Origin of the sequence: Domibacillus enclensis, assembly GCF_900156125.1 — a bacterium.
GTDB classification, from domain to species: Bacteria; Bacillota; Bacilli; order Bacillales; family Domibacillaceae; genus Domibacillus; species Domibacillus enclensis.
Genome location: NZ_FTLX01000001.1, coordinates 652,588 through 671,202, shown reverse-complemented (window position 1 = coordinate 671,202; position 18,615 = coordinate 652,588). Strand labels below are relative to the sequence as shown.

19 protein-coding genes and 1 pseudogene are annotated in these 18,615 nt (G+C 47.1%); 16 read left to right on the top strand and 4 right to left on the bottom strand.

Annotated features, from left to right (window positions below; all coding sequences use genetic code 11):
- Window positions 1–22: 22 nt before the first annotated feature.
- The 4 genes and pseudogenes from BW952_RS03460 to BW952_RS19860 all read right to left on the bottom strand — a co-directional run.
- Window positions 23–2,341 (bottom strand): hypothetical protein, encoded by a 2,319-nt coding sequence (locus tag BW952_RS03460; RefSeq protein WP_045849826.1) that lies wholly within the window; start codon window positions 2,339–2,341, stop codon window positions 23–25.
- Window positions 2,341–2,991 (bottom strand): hypothetical protein, encoded by a 651-nt coding sequence (locus BW952_RS03455; RefSeq protein ID WP_139325410.1) that lies wholly within the window; start codon window positions 2,989–2,991, stop codon window positions 2,341–2,343. Before BW952_RS03455 ends, BW952_RS03460 begins: the two co-directional genes overlap by 1 nt.
- The gene (locus BW952_RS19640; RefSeq protein WP_231581299.1) at window positions 2,939–3,253 is read right to left on the bottom strand and encodes a hypothetical protein; all 315 of its coding nucleotides are present in this window, start codon (window positions 3,251–3,253) and stop codon (window positions 2,939–2,941) included. The genes BW952_RS03455 and BW952_RS19640 overlap by 53 nt, the downstream gene beginning before the upstream one ends.
- Window positions 3,254–3,352: 99 nt before the next feature.
- A pseudogene (locus BW952_RS19860) lies at window positions 3,353–3,436 on the bottom strand (prepilin-type N-terminal cleavage/methylation domain-containing protein); the annotation flags it as partial.
- A gap of 120 nt (window positions 3,437–3,556) precedes the next feature.
- Between BW952_RS19860 and BW952_RS03445 the strand changes: the two are divergent.
- The 16 genes from BW952_RS03445 (at window position 3,557) to BW952_RS03370 (ending at window position 18,556) form a co-directional block, all read left to right on the top strand.
- A complete protein-coding gene (locus BW952_RS03445; RefSeq protein WP_045849823.1) occupies window positions 3,557–5,122 on the top strand; it encodes a hypothetical protein in 1,566 nt (521 codons plus the stop codon).
- A 1-nt stretch (window position 5,123) separates the two neighbouring features.
- On the top strand, window positions 5,124–5,954 hold the full coding sequence (locus tag BW952_RS03440) for a PRC-barrel domain-containing protein (RefSeq protein ID WP_045849822.1): 831 nt from the start codon (window positions 5,124–5,126) through the stop codon (window positions 5,952–5,954).
- A 4-nt stretch (window positions 5,955–5,958) separates the two neighbouring features.
- Entirely contained in the window at window positions 5,959–7,257 is a 1,299-nt protein-coding gene (locus tag BW952_RS03435) for a VanW family protein (RefSeq protein ID WP_045849821.1), read from the top strand.
- Window positions 7,258–7,270: 13 nt separating this feature from the next.
- The gene (locus BW952_RS03430; RefSeq protein WP_045849820.1) at window positions 7,271–8,929 is read left to right on the top strand and encodes a GspE/PulE family protein; all 1,659 of its coding nucleotides are present in this window, start codon (window positions 7,271–7,273) and stop codon (window positions 8,927–8,929) included.
- Window positions 8,930–8,933: 4 nt separating this feature from the next.
- Window positions 8,934–9,971 carry a type IV pilus twitching motility protein PilT gene (locus BW952_RS03425; protein ID WP_045849819.1) on the top strand — a complete coding sequence of 346 codons (1,038 nt, stop codon included), beginning with the start codon at window positions 8,934–8,936 and terminating at the stop codon, window positions 9,969–9,971.
- 4 nt (window positions 9,972–9,975) lie between these two features.
- Window positions 9,976–11,190, top strand: a complete 1,215-nt coding sequence (locus BW952_RS03420) for a type II secretion system F family protein (protein ID WP_045849818.1) — start codon at window positions 9,976–9,978, stop codon at window positions 11,188–11,190.
- 123 nt (window positions 11,191–11,313) lie between these two features.
- Window positions 11,314–11,769: a type II secretion system protein gene (locus tag BW952_RS19765; protein WP_045849817.1), complete on the top strand. Its 456-nt coding sequence runs from the start codon at window positions 11,314–11,316 to the stop codon at window positions 11,767–11,769.
- 5 nt (window positions 11,770–11,774) lie between these two features.
- Entirely contained in the window at window positions 11,775–12,518 is a 744-nt protein-coding gene (locus BW952_RS03410) for a prepilin peptidase (protein ID WP_045849816.1), read from the top strand.
- Window positions 12,519–12,533: 15 nt separating this feature from the next.
- The gene (gene pilM / locus BW952_RS03405) at window positions 12,534–13,484 is read left to right on the top strand and encodes a type IV pilus biogenesis protein PilM (protein WP_045849815.1); all 951 of its coding nucleotides are present in this window, start codon (window positions 12,534–12,536) and stop codon (window positions 13,482–13,484) included.
- 6 nt (window positions 13,485–13,490) lie between these two features.
- Complete coding sequence (locus tag BW952_RS03400; RefSeq protein ID WP_045849814.1) at window positions 13,491–14,099, top strand: PilN domain-containing protein; 609 nt, start codon at window positions 13,491–13,493, stop codon at window positions 14,097–14,099.
- Window positions 14,096–14,920 carry a hypothetical protein gene (locus tag BW952_RS03395; RefSeq protein WP_045849813.1) on the top strand — a complete coding sequence of 275 codons (825 nt, stop codon included), beginning with the start codon at window positions 14,096–14,098 and terminating at the stop codon, window positions 14,918–14,920. The genes BW952_RS03400 and BW952_RS03395 overlap by 4 nt, the downstream gene beginning before the upstream one ends.
- Window positions 14,921–14,925: 5 nt before the next feature.
- Entirely contained in the window at window positions 14,926–15,342 is a 417-nt protein-coding gene (locus tag BW952_RS03390) for a type II secretion system protein (RefSeq protein WP_076496190.1), read from the top strand.
- Between the two features lie 71 nt (window positions 15,343–15,413).
- Complete coding sequence (locus BW952_RS03385) at window positions 15,414–15,989, top strand: SPOR domain-containing protein (protein ID WP_045849811.1); 576 nt, start codon at window positions 15,414–15,416, stop codon at window positions 15,987–15,989.
- 110 nt (window positions 15,990–16,099) lie between these two features.
- Window positions 16,100–16,687: a Maf family protein gene (locus BW952_RS03380; RefSeq protein WP_045849810.1), complete on the top strand. Its 588-nt coding sequence runs from the start codon at window positions 16,100–16,102 to the stop codon at window positions 16,685–16,687.
- A 16-nt stretch (window positions 16,688–16,703) separates the two neighbouring features.
- A complete protein-coding gene (radC, locus tag BW952_RS03375; RefSeq protein WP_045849809.1) occupies window positions 16,704–17,411 on the top strand; it encodes a RadC family protein in 708 nt (235 codons plus the stop codon).
- Between the two features lie 134 nt (window positions 17,412–17,545).
- Window positions 17,546–18,556, top strand: a complete 1,011-nt coding sequence (locus BW952_RS03370; RefSeq protein ID WP_045849808.1) for a rod shape-determining protein — start codon at window positions 17,546–17,548, stop codon at window positions 18,554–18,556.
- The last annotated feature ends 59 nt before the right edge of the window (window positions 18,557–18,615 follow it).

Sequence of the window (18,615 nt, the reverse complement as noted above, 5' to 3'; positions counted from 1 at the left end):
TTTATTCCCGCCGATGCTTTTTTTATTCAACAATTAACTGGTCGCTGTATAAAGATAAATGCTCTACTTTTGGCAAATAATCCAGCTGACCTAGAAGAATCGTCCGGTCATAGTTCACAATAAAACGAGAAAAGTGATCCTCCTGAGAGCCTTTGGTTGGGATGGCACTTTTAATGTCAAAGCCATCTGTTTCGCCGCGTACCGCATTAATTAAAAAATCACCTTTCGCAAAAAGACCGCCTTCAACAAAGAACAGGGAGCCTACACCGTAAAGATCTGCCGCTGGTGGTGAGCCGTCCGTCACAACGTCCTTGTCTGTGTAGAAAAATCCTTTCAGAGGCTGAATGACGTCCTCTGATTGTGGTACATAAGGTCCGCCATCAGGTTCATCGCTGTCACCGAAGTTTTGAAATTCATTAATCCTTGTAATCAGAAGGGATTCTTTAGAAAGGGATACAAGCTGGCCATCCTGCCATCCGCGTATCGACAGATTAGAAATATTCGTTTTGCCTTTTGCATACATCGTGCCATCGATGGAAAGTGTATCATTTTCTTCATCATTTCCCGCTTCATCATCACCCTGAATAGTCACATCCCCTTCTGAGAATAGTGAACCATCGAGATAGAGATCATTGTCCGTACTTTCTTTTGCGTATAAATTAATATTATCGTTCGATAAAAGAAGACCTTCAATCGACGCTTTTTTCGTCAGGTCCAGTGTAATGGAGCCTTCTGCTTCCAGGTGATTTTTTATCGATAATTCACCGGTAGAAGAAATATTTACATTTTCAGCAGCAAAAAATGTATTTGCTCCTTCTTTAGGCGCTTCCATTGAAAGAAGGCCGTTATTGCTGACGATTAAATTTTCTCCTGCCCGAGCTGCAGTGAGAATGTCCATTTCTCCAGTATTGTTCGTTAATACAATATCACTTGATTCACTGACAGAATCTGTCCCGGACTGAAAAGCTTCGGCAGCTACTAAAGAGCCGGAGCCATTTGTTACGATAACGTCACCACGGCTGTAAGTTTCTCCAAGGATCATGTCACCATCATTTTGTATGTCTATCGCTACTTCATCGTACAAAACAGCAGCTTCAGATGTAAAAATACCCTGTTCATTCTCAAGCTGTATGCCCTGATCGGAGACGATGTTTCCTTTTAGCTGAAGAGTTCCTCCTGTTTGAACAATCTTGAGAACGCCACTGGAAACGTAAATGTTTTCAAGCGTTATATCCTCATCAACAAAGATCGTTAAAGCTCCTTTTACCCGAAGGTTTTGGATTAATTCACCTGTCGGCCGAAGTACAGCATCGCCAATATAATTAATGTTCTTTACCAGTGGAGCGGAGTCTGCATACGCAGATAATGGCCGTAAAACCGATTTAAGAATGCCACCAACCAGCTTGCTTTCGTAAAGGATATTGCTGGATTCCACAACAGATTTTGCTTCATTCGTTAACGTGCTGCTGTCAAATGGTTTGGGAACAGCTGTTTTTTCATCAGCAGCAGCCCGATTTTCTGCATAGGCACTGTCAAAATCAATGGACTGATACTGACTGTCATTTTTTAATAAAGGTACTTTTCCTTTATAAAAGTTTTCTTCTGTCAATAAACCGGCCAGCTCGGTTGGGTCAAAATCCCATCCTTCGTAGCTTCCAGGGGTTCCAACATACAGGTCACCTGACAAAGAAGGCATTGGAGTCGCTTTGCTCAGCTTTGTCCCGCTAGCCGTTTCATATTCAGCTTGCTCCTGAATCGAAAGGCTGTTGGCGAAAAGGTCCCCCTGGAAATGAGGAGAGCCATGAAGAGAAAGCGTTCCTTTTTCAGAGCCGAGTGCATATTTTAAAAAGCTTGGCAACGGAGAAACGATTAATTCTTTTGTCGCTGTTCGAGAGACAGACCCACGGTCCGCTTCTTCTGCTGTAATGGATACTTGAAGCACCCTTGTCAAAGTCGTTTTTGAATCAATATTATAGCGGTCTTCAGTAACATCAACTGTTTCAACGGCTTCAATAAGCGGGTCCATCAGAAGATCATTCTCAATGGTGTTTGTCAGGCCTTCTAGAAGCATATCGAAAGAAGGATCAAGCTCTTCGCTTAATGTTAAGCTGTCGATGGATAAATTAGGATCTTCTCGCAATGACTGTGACAAACGGGCAGAGTAGGAATCAATGGCTTTGACCGCTTCATACGTCACATCCACGTCGGCGACCCGGACGGTTGTCCGCTTGGCACCGCCGATCGTGGATGACACAACAGCGAGGCCGATTGTAGAAACAACCACGGTCACTAACAAAACGAGCAGCAGAGCGTTTCCTTTTTCTTCACGAAGTCGCTTCATTAAAATCCAAACCTACTTTCTAGTGTCATTTGTTCGCTTGTCCGATCGCTGCTTAAGATAAAAAGCAGCTCCATCGTACCGCTTGTACAAGAGCCGCCCTCTGTTTCGGCAGAGCATGTGGCCAGATTAAATGTCTCATTGCTGCTGGTAAAGAAAGAGCGTGTTTCGAGAAGCTCGTCACTTTGCAAAACAGTTGCTTCGCCGGGCTTTCTTGTCGCTTTTTGAATATGAACCTGTTCGTCCACAATCGTTATAACGGTTTCATTTGCTGTGTCCTTTTTGGAGGAATCAAGATCATAATAATAATCGGTTTCGCTGTCCTGGTTTTCGTTTTCTACTGCGTTAAAAGAAGTGTCGGTGCTATCGATGATCCGGATGCAGGGAGCGGGTGTACACATTTCAACCTCGTCAAAAGGAGTGGAATAAAATTCATTCATGATCCGTGTCGTTACGTAGTCCGCATCCTCACGAAACTGGGTTTCCGCCGTTTGTTTTGTGAAAATCTTCTGTCCAGTAACAAGCGTGCTGGTCATGACTGAGCCGACAATGACCAGCACAGTTAATACAGCGAGAAGCTCCAGCAGGCTTAGTCCGCGCTCATCGCATATCCTCGCTTTTAATTGTGCCATCCAGCTCGACTTCCGGTTCATTTTCCTTCCACCTCACTTTCACGGTAATCGGAATATAATATTTTTTTGTGTTTTCTTCAATTGAATCAGAAGATGTGACAGTTACACCATAACTGCCGTCATTAACCGAAATAGCTTCACAGTCTTCCACGCTGACTGCATCAGACTCAACTGTGTAAACGAGCTCAGCCGCATCACCCTCAGATGGGCACATTTTCAGCCACTTCACGGTGGTTGCATCTTCAAATTCATGGCGCATTTGAACGAAAGGCTGCTTTTCCATATACATAAGAGCATTCCGGGCCACATTGACGGCGACGGTTCTGCTTTCATTTGACGCAGTAAAAGTACCTGCTTGAAAAAAGAAACTAGTGACGGATAGCAGAATGATGCTTAATATAGTAAGAGATACCAAAAGTTCGAGTAAAGTGACACCAGCTTGACAATTTCTTATCTTTTTCGTCACGTTGTCCTTTCCTTTCTTTGCAATTACGTCACTTTATTATACAATATTTCTATTGTATAACATTCGTTTCGAGTAAATATTGTAATTATTCTACTACATTAGTATGAGTGAGGGTTGTAAATGACAAAATCAGTCATGATGTTTCTAGCTTTTCTGCTGATACTGCCGGTTTTGCCATGGCTTCCGCTCGGTATTTCGTTAAAAGGAAAGCTGATTATTGCGCTTGAAAGCCTTGCGATCGCATCGGGCATTATGCTTGCGGTTTCATATTTACCATGGTGGCAGGGGTTTCTGATTGGGCTTCTCGTTTTTATCATGGCAAGCTATTTCACCTTGAAATATGGACTTCCGGTTTGGGCAGCAGACATGGTAAAGATCGAAGAGGAGTATGAGGAAAATAAGACAAAGAAAAAACGGTTTTCTTTTTCAAAGAAAGTGGAGGAGAAGCCAGAACGGCTGATACATACTGAAAATAAATACGAACCGACTGTTCAGGAAAACAATGCTTCTCTTGAACAGGAACAAAAGGTGCCTCGCGTCCTGGCGACTGAGGAGAAACAAGATGCTCCAGTACAGCAAGTAGAGCAGGAAGACACTGGTTTGGAGCCGTTAGAAGAACTTTCGTGGGCGGAGGATCAGAAAGAGCAGCAAGAAAGCAGTCATCAAGAAGAAGAGATAGAACTACCGGTCCTTGACATGGATCTTGAGGAAGAGGATTTGCTGGCTCATCTTGAATCTGTTGGACAGGTTGAAACGATTGAAGAAATGGATCAAGAACAGTCAGATGAAGATTCAGAAGGATGGATTGAGGTCAAGAAAATGGGTGACGAAGCTGTTCCTACAGAAAGCGCAGAAAACGAGGAGAACCTTTATTTGCAGGAACTTTTTGAAGAAGAATCAGCAGCGCTTGATCAAATGGAAGCTCCTCCAAAAGAAGAGAGTGGAGTGGAAAACGAAGAATTAACTCTATTGGAGCTTGATGAAGTACTGCAGGAAGAAAAAGACGAAAAAGACGATTTAGAAACAGATTACCTGGCTGACCTATTTGAGGACGAGCCAGAAACTGCTGTTGTAGACGAAAACGTAAAAGATAAGGTTCATCTGGAAGTGGAAGATGATGATATTCTTCCAGTCCTGTTGGAATGGAAGAAAGAATTGCCCGAAGAGGACCTTAAAATCGCAGAAGACAATTTGCTTGAGGAGATTGAGCTTGACAATTCGGCCTCACCTGAAGAAGCAGTCCAGCTGGAACTAAAAGAAGAAGCTGATCCGGCTACTCATCTGCACAAACAAACTGCCTCGGAAGAACCGTCGGAGTTTTCGACTGAAGAAACCGATCACAACGAACCGGATTCGCTAGTCGAGGCTGTACCAGAGCGTCCATTTTTGTCGGCAGAATGGCTCCACATTATTCGGCAGGAAATTGCCGTAAAGCAACAAGCGCTTCCATACCAGCAGGTAGAAGACCTTATGCTTAAATACCTAAACGCACCGCTTCATGACAGGGATTATTATACGATTGCCCGCATGCTTGTGGCATTTTATGCGGCGAATGGGGAAACGCTTCAGGCAATGCTTTTCACAGATGTACTGAAGGAGCGGCTGCAAAAGCACCCTGCACTGGTGGAAGAAATAGAAAGTATGAAAGAGTTTATTATCAAACAATCAATGGAAACAGGTGAATGAGATGAAGAAAAGCAGTGAAGTACAAGGTTTGCCCATTATCAGCATTGCAAATGGAGCAGAGATCGGCCAGGCTAAGTCGCTTATTATTAATCCGGAAAAAAGAAGCATCGATTTTGTGACAATCGGCCATGAGGAATGGGAGCAGGAAGGAAAAGCCATTCCATTCAATAAAATTATCGGAATCGGTGATTATGCGATGACGATTGATCATGAAAGCAGCGTCATTGAAATGAACAATATTCCGGTCGCGAACGAATTGCTGAATCGCAATACAAAGATTGTGCAAAACCGTTTGATGACCAAAAAAGGCCAGCTGATTGGCCAGGCGGTAGAATATATCATTGATGATGAAACCGGAGAAATTACGCAGCTTATTGTGAAAGACCAGGAAGGTACGTTTGCGGTAGATGGTCAGCACGTCGTGACATACGGACGAGATTTAATTGTCGTTACGGAGGATGTGGTGAAAGAATCTCTTGAAGGAACACTAGTTCAAGAGGAATCCGCTGCGCCAGCTCCGGAACATGAAGCAGCCATTTCACCTGGAGTGGAAGAACAAACGCCAGTGGAATCAGCAGAAGCTAAGCTGGAAGAAGCAAGCCCTTCGGAGGAGCCGCTTCAAGAAGAAGCTCCATCGATCGACCGCTGGCTCCGCTTGATTGATGATCAGCAAAGCCAGCTATTAAAAGGGAAAACCACAACAAAAGATATCGAATTTAATGAGGAAGTGCTTATACCGGCGGGCACCGTTCTCGAGGAAGAACATATTGAAAAAGCGAGATCAGCTGGTCCGGAAATCCTTGTTGAATTAAGCATGAACAGCGGAGCATAAGTAGATGGAGAGCGCAGGTCAGAATCGAAATAAAGTAGGTACGCTGCTTATTTTATTCTTTATGCTCATTTTGTACTTTACCGTTTTTTCATTTTACGGTGGCAGACTGTTTGACCAGGTTTTTTTAGCCGATACGGTGTTTGACGAAGACACGTTTATCGGCTCGGAAAAGGTTGACGCGCTGACGGATGCGGAAACGGTCCGCATGCTGAATGAAAAAGTAGAAGCATGGCAGCAGGAAGCCAATATTAAGTTTAAATATGTAGAAAAGGAAGCGGAAATGAGCGTTGGGCTCGTTTCCTTCCAAGTTGAAGAATCGGTTAGCCAGGCAGCGGACAGCCAAAAAAATCCGCTGATCGCTTCCATTAACGCGGGCGATTTATCAGATGAACTGAAACGGAAAATGCCCTCCTTGCGTGTGGCTGACCAGCTTGATATGAACATGCTTGCATCCGATCTAGCTGATATAGCCGATTATTTAAAAACGGGAGAATCGGTCATTGATCTTTCTCTTTATTTGCCTGAAGAGACGAGAAACAGCAAAGTAGCAGAGGTCGTAGCGGAAGGAATGGATGATGCCGCGGCCGATTTTATTAAAGCGAATCCGGCGATATCGATCAAAAACAATTCATCTGTTTCATTTAACAGCTGGGTGGAGCCTGCAGGGGACAAAATAAGCGAGAAGAGTTTGAATATTTTATCTTCCTCTCTGTACAGGCTGGTGCTGAAGACGAATTTCGATATTATGGAGAAAAACCAGAGCACTGAGCTGCCAGAGTACATAGAGCTCGGGTATGAAGCAAGTATCGATAAAGCGAAAAACCAGGATTTTGTTTTTTTTAACCGGAATGACCATTCGTATACAATCAATTGGACGGTGACAAACGGAAAGCTGTACGGTGCTTTAACGGGTCTGCCGTTTTACTATACGTATGCGCCTGAGCTGAAAAACAAAGAAACGCTTAAGGCCAAAACGGTGCTGCACTTCAGCCCTCTTTTAGATTATGGGGCAATGAGAGTAGAGCAGTATGGGGAAAGCGGCATGATGATTGATTTGTACCGCAATCGGCTGGAAGGATCTGAAAAGCGGGAAAGCGAACAAGTGGCGGCTGACTTCTATCCTCCTGTTCATCAAATAGAATTGTACAGCTCGCAGGAACCACCGCCACCGCCGCCAGAGCCGGAGGAGGAAACAACAGACGATGAAGAGGCAGAGCAAGCAGTTGATGCTGAAGAGGATCAAAGTCAATCAGAGGAAGAAAGCCAGTCTGACGGGGAAGACAGCACGGAAAATGGACAATAAAAGGTGATGCGGAATGAAAACAAAGCGAAAACGGCTGGGGGATCTGCTGGTTGAGTCAGGCCTCATTACAGAGGAGCAGCTGCAGATTGCCTTAAAAGAAAAGAAAGACGCGCAAAAGCTTGGAGACGCCCTTTTGAACCGTGGCTTTATTACCGAACAGCAATTAATTGAAGTGCTTGAATTTCAGCTGGGCATCCCGCACGTCAGCTTATACCGCTATCCGGTCGATATGAAGCTGTTAAGCCTCGTTCCAAAAGAGATGGCGAAAAAAAATCTGATGATTCCGCTGAAAAAAGAGGAAAACCGGCTGTTTGTGGCAATGGCGGACCCGATGGATTATTTTACGGTTGAGGACTTGCGCCTTTCGACGGGCTTTCAAATTGAAACGGCGATTGCGGCCAAGCAGGACATTTTGCGTGCGGTCAATAAGTATTACGATATTGATGACTCGCTCGAGGAATTCATGCAGGAAAGCGCCGAGCAGCCGGGTGAGGCTGAGGAAATAGCGGATGAAGACTCTCCGGTCGTCCGTCTCGTCAATCAAATTATGTCACGGGCAATGACGGAAAAAGCAAGTGATATTCATATCGATCCGCACGAAACAAAGGTGGTTGTGCGGATGCGGGTGGATGGTGTGCTTCAGCTTGACCGCCAGCTTCCAAAATCGATGCTCAGCATGCTGACGGCGCGCATTAAAATTATGGCGAATATGGATATTACCGAGCATCGTATTCCACAGGATGGACGGATTAAAACGAATATTGATTTCCGGCCGATTGACCTCCGTATTTCCACTCTGCCCACTGTTTACGGGGAAAAAATTGTCATGCGGATTTTGGACTTAAGCAGCTCGTTAAATGACATGAATCAGCTTGGCTTTAATAAAGTGAACTTAAAAAGAGTAGAGACAATGCTCGAACGTCCGAACGGAATCGTTCTAATAACGGGCCCGACCGGTTCGGGAAAATCCTCGACACTGTACGCTTCACTCAATCAGCTGAATAGTGAAGAAGTGAACATAATTACCGTAGAAGACCCGGTGGAGTATCAGCTTGAAGGCGTTAATCAAATTCAAGTGAATCCAAATGTCGGCTTAACATTCGCGGCCGGTCTGCGCTCGATTTTGCGCCAGGACCCGAATGTCATTATGGTCGGGGAAATCCGCGATAAAGAAACGGCCGAAATTGCGATCCGGGCGTCTTTAACCGGTCACCTTGTGCTCAGTACGCTTCATACGAATGATTCCATCAGCAGTATTACGCGGCTGATCGATATGGGAGTGGAGCCGTTTCTTGTGGCCTCATCAGTCAGCGGCATTGTCGCCCAGCGACTTATTCGGAAGGTTTGCCGGGACTGCGGCCACGAGGAGCCGGCAACCGAGCGGGAAAAAGAGATTTTCGGCAAGCGCGGCTTGAAGATTGAACGAATTAACCGGGGCAAAGGATGCGCCTCCTGCAATATGACCGGCTATAAAGGCCGGATCGCGATTCACGAGGTGCTCACAGTTACGGAAGAAATGAAGCGGCTTATTTTAAACAATGAACCACTGTCCACATTAAAACAAATGGCGATGAAGAACAAAACGATCTTTTTGCTCGATGATGGCCTGTTGAAAATCAAGCAGGGCATTACGACAACAGAAGAAGTGCTTCGCGCTGTACTAATGGAGTAGAGCCATGAGAGAAAAACTGGAATTTATATTGCGGTCAGCGTTTGAATTAAAAGCGTCTGATATTCATTTAACTGTTGGAACGGCCCCGGTGCTCCGGATTCACGGTGATTTAAAGCGGTACGGAAAAGATCCACTGAAGCCCGCCGACACAGAAGCGATGGCAAAGGCAATTGTGCCAGAGACAATGTGGGAGACCTTTAAAGAAAAAGGGGAGCTCGACTTTTCGTTTGGACTGCCGCGCGTGTCCCGCTTTCGGGTGAATGCGTACCATCAGCGGAACTGCATTGCCCTCGCTTTCCGGGTTATTGCCTCCGGCGTACCGTCACTTGAAGACCTGCATATGCCGGATATTTTGAAAAAAGTCTCTGAGCGGCCACACGGTCTCGTGCTTGTTACAGGGCCGACCGGAAGTGGAAAATCAACAACTCTTGCCAGCATGATTGATTATTTAAACCGCAACACGCGAAAGCATATTATTACGCTGGAAGATCCGATTGAGTATTTACATAAACACGGCAAGTGCATCATTGATCAGCGTGAAGTCGGCTACGATACGCAAACGTTCGCGAATGGGCTGCGCGCCGCTTTGCGTCAGGATCCGGATGTAATTCTCGTCGGGGAAATGCGTGATCTTGAAACGATTCAAACCGCCATTACCGCGGCTGAAACGGGACACTTAGTGTTTGCCACACTTCATACGTCCAGTGCACCGGCGACAATTGAGCGGATTATCGATGTATTCCCGGCCGAGCAGCAGCCGCAAATTCGGACACAGCTGGCGACCGTTCTGACGGCTGTTATTGCCCAGCGGCTGTTTCCAACTGCGGACTTAAAAGGCAGAAGAGCGGCGCTTGAGATCATGCTGAACAATTCAGCCGTGGCGAACTTGATCCGCTCGGAAAAGGTGCATCAGATTGTCAATGTGATCCAAACATCTAAAGCGCAGGGAATGCAGCTGATGACAGACCACGCACAGGAGCTGTTCCGGCAGGAAGTGGTGGCGAAATCAGCGCTTCTTCCTTACTTAAGAGAAAGGGAGTAACGGAATGGCTAAATTCGCGTACAGCGGCCGGGACAGGCGCGGTCCGAAAAAAGGCACATTAACCGCCAAGTCAAAAAAAGAAGCAATTGAAAAGCTTCAGTCCAGCGGCATCCGCGTCAAAGAGATTATTCAAAAGGAAGAAGCCTTCTGGGAGCAGGACATTGTGATCGGACGCGCGGTTAAACTTGAGCATATGGTCATTTTCCTTCGCCAGTTTGCGGCGCTTTTGCAGGCGGGTGTGACAGTCGTTGATTCCGCGTTTATTTTATCCCAGCAAACCGACAGCAAGCCGCTGAAACGGGCGCTCGCCAATATGGAGACGGAAATGCGGGAAGGGCGGCCGTTGTCCGACGCAGCGGAAAAACAAAAGAAAATATTCGAGCCGCTTTTTATTAACATGCTGAAAGCCGGTGAAGCGACTGGGACGCTTGATCAAACGTTTAACGATTTGGCTATCCATTACGAACGGCAGCACCGGACACGTCAAAAGGTTATTTCGGCACTGGCATACCCGATTGTCGTCGGCATCGTGGCGGTTTTTGTGGTAATTTTCCTGCTTGTTTCCGTTGTGCCGACATTTGTTGGCATGTTTGAAGACTTTGGCGGCGAGCTTCCGGCGATTACTCAGTTTGTTATTAACGCAAGTGAATGGATGCAGCGGTTCTGGTATGTGATTGCCCTGCTGGCCGGCCTCCTGTTTGGAGCTATCTGGATGCTCCGCCAGCGCCCGGAAACGAAAATGTACATTGATTACGCTGTTTTGCGCATGCCGATTTTCGGCAACTTAATGCAAAAAGCGGTGCTCGCCCGAATGACACGAACACTCAGCTCGCTGTTTTCCAATTCGGTCCCGATTCTACGGGCAATGGACATTACAAGCGAAGTAGTGGAAAACGAAGTGATCGCCAGTGTCATCCGTGATTCCAAGCGGTCACTCGAACGAGGCGAATCGATTACCGGACCGATGCAGCGCCACTGGGCTTTCCCACCGCTTTTGCATCAAATGGTCGCAATTGGTGAAGAAACCGGCTCGCTTGACCAAATGCTGTCCAAAGTAGCCGATTTCTACGAAGCAGAGGTCGAAACCGTGACGGACCGGCTAAAGGCCCTCATTGAACCGCTTATGATTGTCCTGCTGGCGGGCATCGTCGGAACGATCGTCATTTCCATTATGGTGCCGATGTTCGAGATCTTTAATACGGTGCAGGAAAATGGCTGATAAAGAAGAATATTGAGATTTTTTGCCTATTTTTTATTGCTTTTGCAGCTGAATGTAAGTAAGATTACTAGTGTTAGTTGCATAAATACGAAAATATTGTAAAAAGAGAGAGGAGATTGAAACATGTTAAACGCACTAAAAAAACGTGTGAAAAATGAAAAAGGCTTAACGCTGATCGAGCTTTTGGCGGTTGTTGTTATTTTGGGGATTATCGCTGCCATTGCGATTCCATCAATTGGAGGGTTAATTGATAACTCGAAAAAGGATGCTCACGTGGCAAATGCGACGCAGATGATTAATTCTGCAAAAACTTACGTTGCTAGTAACCCCAATATAGATACAATGGATATCAAACTTGAGACTTTAATCAGTGAAGGATTAATTGATGACATGGAGGATCCAGACTCTGGGGCTAAGAATTATAAGAAGGACACTTCACTTGTAAGCATTACAAAAAATGCTGCTACGGATACTACAGCCGCATCATATAGCTATTCGGTCACTCTGGTTGGATCGGAAAGAAATATTACCGATGTTGCATTAGATGATCTTTCTCGTTCTTCCGTTGAAGATAACTAAAATTTATGGTTAAATTTTTAGTTTTCCTTTACGGTCTCCTGCTCGGCTCGTTTTATAACGTCGCCGGGCTCCGGATTCCGGCCGGGAAGTCGGTTGTGAAGCCGCGCAGCGCTTGCTCGCAGTGCGGCTATCAATTGGCTGCTCGCGATCTGGTGCCGGTGCTGTCGTACATAAGTATTAAAGGCCGCTGCCGCAAGTGCGGGACACGCCTTTCTATCATTTACCCTGTAACAGAGCTGCTCACAGCGCTGTTATTTTTGTATTCATACGTATTATACGGCTTCAGTCTGTCGTTCTGGGTAGCGATTGTCCTGTTTTCGATGATGATGATCCTCGTCGTGTCGGATCTTGCGTATATGCTTATCCCAGACAAAATTCTGCTGTTTTTTCTGCCACTTTTTGTCCTGCTGCGTTTTGTTCAGCCGCTTAATCCGTGGTGGGATTCGCTTCTCGGGGCAGCGATTGGCTTTGGGTTGCTTCTGCTCATTGCGGTTGTGTCGAAAGGCGGCATGGGCGGAGGGGATATTAAATTGTTCGGCGTGCTCGGCTTTGTTCTCGGAACGAAGCTTGTGCTGCTGACGTTTTTTCTCGCCTGCTTGTTCGGGGCCGTTTTCGGCTTGATGTTTATGGCGGCCGGAGCAGTCAAACGCGGCAAGCCGATGCCGTTTGGCCCGTATATTGCCCTTGCGACAGTCGTTGCGTACACGCAAGGAAACCGACTCATTCACTGGTATATTCAGTTTTTTTAAAAAGGAGAAAAGCGCATGGCGTTTCGTTTATTTCAGAAAAAAGATAAAACGGTCAATTTCATCATTACCGACGAAGCCATTCATTTCGTTGAACTGCGCCAGGTCGATCCGCCAATCATTGAAAAAGCGGGCGAACGCACTTTGCCGGAAGGAATGATTGTGCGCGGAGACATCGCCCGCCTCGATGAGTTTCAAGAGGTGATGGACAATCTGGTGGATGAATGGAAGCTGAAAAACCGCACGATCCGCTTTACGATTCCGGACCGGTATGTGGCGATTCGGGAGGAAACGGTTGACCGGGATATGACGCTCGATGAAATTAAAAATTATTTTTTCATGCAGATTGGCTCAAGCATTCATTTGCCATTTGATGAGCCGGTTTTTGATGTAGTGGTGACAGGTGTTGAGGAAAAAAAGCAGACAGTGCTGCTTGTTGCGGCCCCGGAGCAGATCGTGCAGGAGTATGCTTCTGTGTTTGAACATGCTCGCTTGCAGCCTGTAGCAGCTGACATCGCCCCGCTTGCGGTTTACCGGCTGTTTCATGCTTTCGGGCAAACGGATGAACACGCTCATGAGCTGCTGATTCATTTAAAAACAAACGTCATGACGCTATCGATCTTTCACCAAAATCAACTAAAGTTTTTAAAGCCGGTGTTTATTGAAAAAAGTGAAGATGTGCTCGGGCTGGAAGAGGAAGAAAGCACCGGTGATCTGGCGGATGCGCTATCCGAGCTGGACCGTGTCATCAATTTTTACGAGAATTCCGTGCATGGCGGCCAGGTGAAAATCGAGCGGGTTTTATTTTCAAGCCATCATCCGCAGCGGTTTTTCGTAGAGGAATACATGAAGCAATCGCTTGATGTTCAGGTTATGACGGATGAATTGCTGGAAATAGAAACAAAGCAAAACGAACGGCTGGCACCCGCTTTTTTCGCAGCGGCCGGGCTTGCGCTAAAGGACGGGTGATCACAAATGCTGATTGATATTAATTTACTGCCGGCCAAAAAGAAAAAAAGCGTCTCGTTATGGGTCTGGCTGGTCACTGGCCTGATTCTTTTAGCCGCTGCGATTACGCTGTTCGCCGGCATTCAAATCAAGCAAGGCCAGGTCGAGCGTGCCGAACGCGAATTGTCCAGCCAGCAGCAGCTTCGTGAAGCGATGGAACAAGCTGCCTCCGTGACGACCGGTACAGAAACAACAAGTGCCGATCAGCTCCGTCAGGCTGTTCAATGGTCACAGGTGCGGCGCCTGCCCGCTTCACCGATTTTGAAGCATCTCGTCTCGCTGCTGCCGGAGCGCGGATTTTTCCAGTCGATGTCATATGTAAGTGAAGAAACGATGAACTTAACGGTTCAGTTTGATACGAGCCGGCAGGGGGCGTATTATTTAGCCGAGCTGAAGGCATCGGACTGGGTGGAAAACGCCTCGATATTGCAAATGGATACCTCTGTGGACGAATCCGAGGAAGAAGCAAAGGCGATATTAGAAGCAGCCGATGCGCTTCCGCGTTATTTCGTTCAGTTTGAAATTATGTTCGACGAGCAGGTTGTGCTGCAGAAGCTGGAGGAGCAGAACCCATGACGAAAAAACAAGTGTATAGCGGCCTTTTGCTCCTTCTCGTTTTGCTTTTGTTTGTTTATGTGTATTTTGCGTTTTACCGGACAGCAGCAGTCGAGCTTGACACGACCGAGCAGCAGCTGGAGGCGGAGGAACAGCTGATCGAAGCGTTTCAAGCCAATAGCACGGCATCAGGTGTGCAGGGGCCATTAGTTGCCACCGGCTCTCTGCAAAACAAGGTGCCGGTGAAGCCGATGAGTGAAAAACTGATGCTTGATTTTGAAAAAGCAGAACTGCTCTCCGACAGCTTAATTACAGCGATTGTGTTCACAGAAGGAGAAGAGGAAGCTATTCCTGTTCAAGAAGAAGTGGACAATGAAGATGCGACGGCCGACACGGAAACGGCTGAGGACCCCGCGACAGCCACGGATGAGGAAACAGCCTCTGAAGAAGAACAGTCCAACGAAACAACGGAAGAAAACGTAACAGACGGAACTGAAGAAGCGACGCAGGTGGAGAACCAGCCGATTCCGGAAGAAGTGCTTCCTGCGGGCATCCGGAAAATCCGGGCGCAGCTGACCATTGAATCACCCGGCTTTGCTGAAATGAACGCGTTTATCGATTCAGTGGAAAATCAGCTGCGCATGATTCGAGTGGAGCAGCTTGAATTTACCGGACCGGAAGAAGCACAAAAGGTAGAAGGTGTAACGGAGCCTGTGACATACAATCTAACGGTGGCTGCTTACTACATGCCGGAGCTGACAGACCTGTTAGAGGATACACCGGAGATCGATGCACCGGACCCGGCGAACAAACAAGACCCGTTTGTCGTTATTGAACAATGAACAGTATGAATACGAATGAAAAGGGCTACACCCTCATTGAGCTGCTCGCTGTTGTCGTTATTTTGGGCATTATCTCAGCGATTGCGGTTGTCGGCATCGGGCAATTGATTAACCAGTCGAAAGAGCGTGCCTTTGTGAGCCAGGCGCTTCATTTAAAAGAAGCAGCCAATTTGCTGATCACAAGTGAACGGGTGAAAAATCCCGATTCAATCCCGTCTAAAGTCACCTATGAGACGCTGCTTCAAGAAGGATTTTTGGAAAAAATAAAAGATCCTTTTACCGGCAACTTCATTGAGCCAAACAGCGAAACAACGGTTTCGGCCCAAAATGGACGAATTACGAAGGTCTGTTTGCACGGGGAGGAATATCTCCTTTGTGAAGCGCCATCTGACTTAAAAACAGAAAACATTCAACCAAAGTAGAACAAAGCGCACCTGCGTTTTGTTCTTTTTTATGTGCCCTGCCGTATACATAGCAGTGAGGAGGAATGTGTATGGAAGAGCCGGATTGGACACGCCATAGCAGCGATGTGCTCGTATGGCATATGCCGGGCGAAGAAACAGCAGCGCCAAAAAAAAAGCCCGTGTTAAAAACAGCGGCCAGTGTGGGGATCATTTTTTCAGCTCTTATAACAGGCAGCACGTTTGGTTTTTTAATGATGAGCGCCGTGCCGAAGCAGGCAGAGGAAGAAACAGCCTCCAGAGCGCCTGCCGTCACGGCGCCAGCAGAACAAGCTCAACAATCCGTGCAGACCCCTGTTGAAAAAGCCGTCTCGCTTTTCATTGTGCAGGGAGGCGTGTATTCAACGGCCGAAGCAGCCCAGCAAGCGGCCGCCTCTTCAAGGCAGCTGTCGGCTGTGATTCCTTCAGACGGCCAGTACAGCATGATTTACGGCGCATTTTTCGCAAAAAGCGAAGCGGACGATGTGGAAAAACGTCTGGAAGCGGATGGCGCCGCTGCTTATGTAAAAGAAACGAAAGCCACTGTCACGAGTGAAGAGGAGGAGGCATTAAGAAAAGCAGCCGCCTCACAGCAGCTGGACCAAATGGCAACGATCCTTTCCCCTTAGCCTGCCAGAATCCGGCAGGTTTTTATTGTTGATTTGATTCCTGTCTGATATGATGAAACCGTATCTCCCAAACCTGCAGTGCATCTCTTTAAAAAGAAAGGTGATCCTCTTTGACCCGCATTATTTTAGCTTCTTCATCGCCCCGCAGAAAAGAATTGCTTTCTCAAGTATTCATTCCGTTTACGATTCAAGCAGCCGATGCCGACGAAACCATCCAGCCAGGCACAAAACCGGCCGAAGCGGTCCAGCAGCTCGCGTTGAAAAAAGCAGCTGTTGTGTCCGCACAAAACCCGGACGCGGCTGTGATCGGCGCGGACACCGTCGTCGTCTCAGAAGGACGCATTCTCGGCAAGCCTGAAAACGAGCAGGATGCCAAGGCTATGCTCCTATCATTATCCGGCCGAACACACGCTGTCTACACCGGTGTCGCGATTATAACACGTCATGAACAGGTTGTATTTTTCGAAAAAACCGATGTTGAATTTTGGGAGCTGACAGAAGCGGACATTTCTGCTTACCTTGAAACAGGTGAACCGTTTGATAAAGCAGGCGGCTACGGCATCCAGTCAGCTGGTGCGCTGTTTGTGAAAGCCATCCATGGCGACTATTTCAACGTGGTTGGCTTGCCTGTGTCCACGCTGTCCCGGCAGCTGGTTCAAATGGGGCTTCTTTCAAGCTGTTTTCCTTCCCGATCATGAAAGGGGCAATCAGTGAATGAACCAGGAAAAACATGTTATTTCCCAGTCGATGATGATTCGGGATGTACCGCCTCATGACCGCCCGCGTGAAAGAATGATCGCAAGCGGGCCGTCCAGCTTATCCAACCACGAGCTCCTCGCGATTTTACTCCGGACAGGATCAAAGGAAGAATCGGTCCTGCAGCTATCCAACCGCATATTAAATGAATTCGACGGCCTTCGTCTGCTGAAGGATGCCTCCATTGAAGAAATCACGGCAGTCAAAGGGATCGGCAGTGCGAAAGCCATCCAATTAAAAGCAGCGATTGAAATCGGGCGCCGCATTGAACGCCTCAAGTACGAAGACCGTTTTATGATCCGCTCGCCTGAGGATGCGGCGAATTATATGATGGAGGAAATGCGCTTTTTAAGCCAGGAGCATTTTGTCGCATTGTATTTAAATACGAAAAATCAGGTGATGCATAAGCAGACATTGTTTATCGGGAGCTTAAACGCATCGATTGTCCACCCGAGAGAAGTATTTAAAGAAGCGTTCAGACGCTCTGCAGCAAGCATTGTCTGTCTTCATAACCACCCGTCAGGCGACCCGGCGCCGAGCCGGGAAGACATTGATGTCACAAAGCGTCTTGTGGAATGTGGAAAAATATTAGGCATTGATGTTCTCGACCATTTGATCATTGGAGAGAAGAAATATGTCAGTTTGAAAGAAAAAGGTTATTTATAACGCTATGCTTTTTTTTTTCGTTCCGCTATAATATAAGTTATGGTTTTTGAGAAGTTTTTCACACAATTTAACAGCCATTACTAGTGAAATGATCACGATAAAAAGGATCTACTGAGGAAAGGGAGATACACGACATGTTTGGAATTGGGAGCCGCGACTTAGGCATTGACCTTGGCACCGCAAATACACTTGTTTACGCAAAAGGAAAAGGAGTCATCGTCCGGGAGCCGTCTGTTGTAGCTTTGCAGACGGATACGAAGCAAATCGTGGCCGTCGGGAATGATGCCCGCAACATGATTGGACGGACACCAGGGAATATTGTAGCTACTCGTCCGATGAAGGATGGCGTTATTGCCGACTATGAAACAACCGCCACAATGATCAAGTACTATATTAAACAGGCAACAAAAGGATCATCCGGCTTTTTGTCCAGTAAGCCTTACGTAATGGTTTGTGTGCCATCTGGCATTACAGCCGTTGAACGCCGGGCGGTCATTGATGCAACACGCCAGGCAGGAGCGCGCGACGCGTATCCGATTGAAGAGCCGTTTGCGGCAGCGATTGGAGCAAATCTTCCCGTCTGGGAGCCGACGGGCAGCATGGTCGTCGATATCGGCGGCGGAACAACTGAAGTAGCGATTATTTCCCTTGGCGGCATTGTCACAAGTGAATCGCTGCGAATTGCCGGGGATGAAATGGATGATGCGATCATTGCGTATATTCGCAAGCAGTACAATTTATTGATTGGTGACCGCACATCTGAAACAATTAAAATGGAAATCGGCTCTGCCGGAGATACGGACGACATTCCGAACATGGAAATCCGCGGACGTGACTTGCTGACAGGCCTTCCGAAAACGATTGAAATCACGGCACAGGAAATCGCCGATGCGCTGAAGGACACCGTTTATGCGATTGTGGATACAGTAAAAGGAACATTGGAAAAAACACCGCCTGAGCTTGCGGCGGATATTATGGACCGCGGTATTGTGCTAACGGGCGGCGGCGCGCTGCTGCGCAATTTAGACAAGGTCATCAGCAAAGAAACAAACATGCCGGTCATTATTGCCGAAAACCCGCTTGATTGTGTAGCGGTTGGGACAGGCCTTGCGCTTGACCACATTCATTTATTTAAAAACAAATAACAAACGATTGATGATGAGGCCGGTTCTCCGTGCGTTCTATCCGGCTGCCGGAAGCGCGT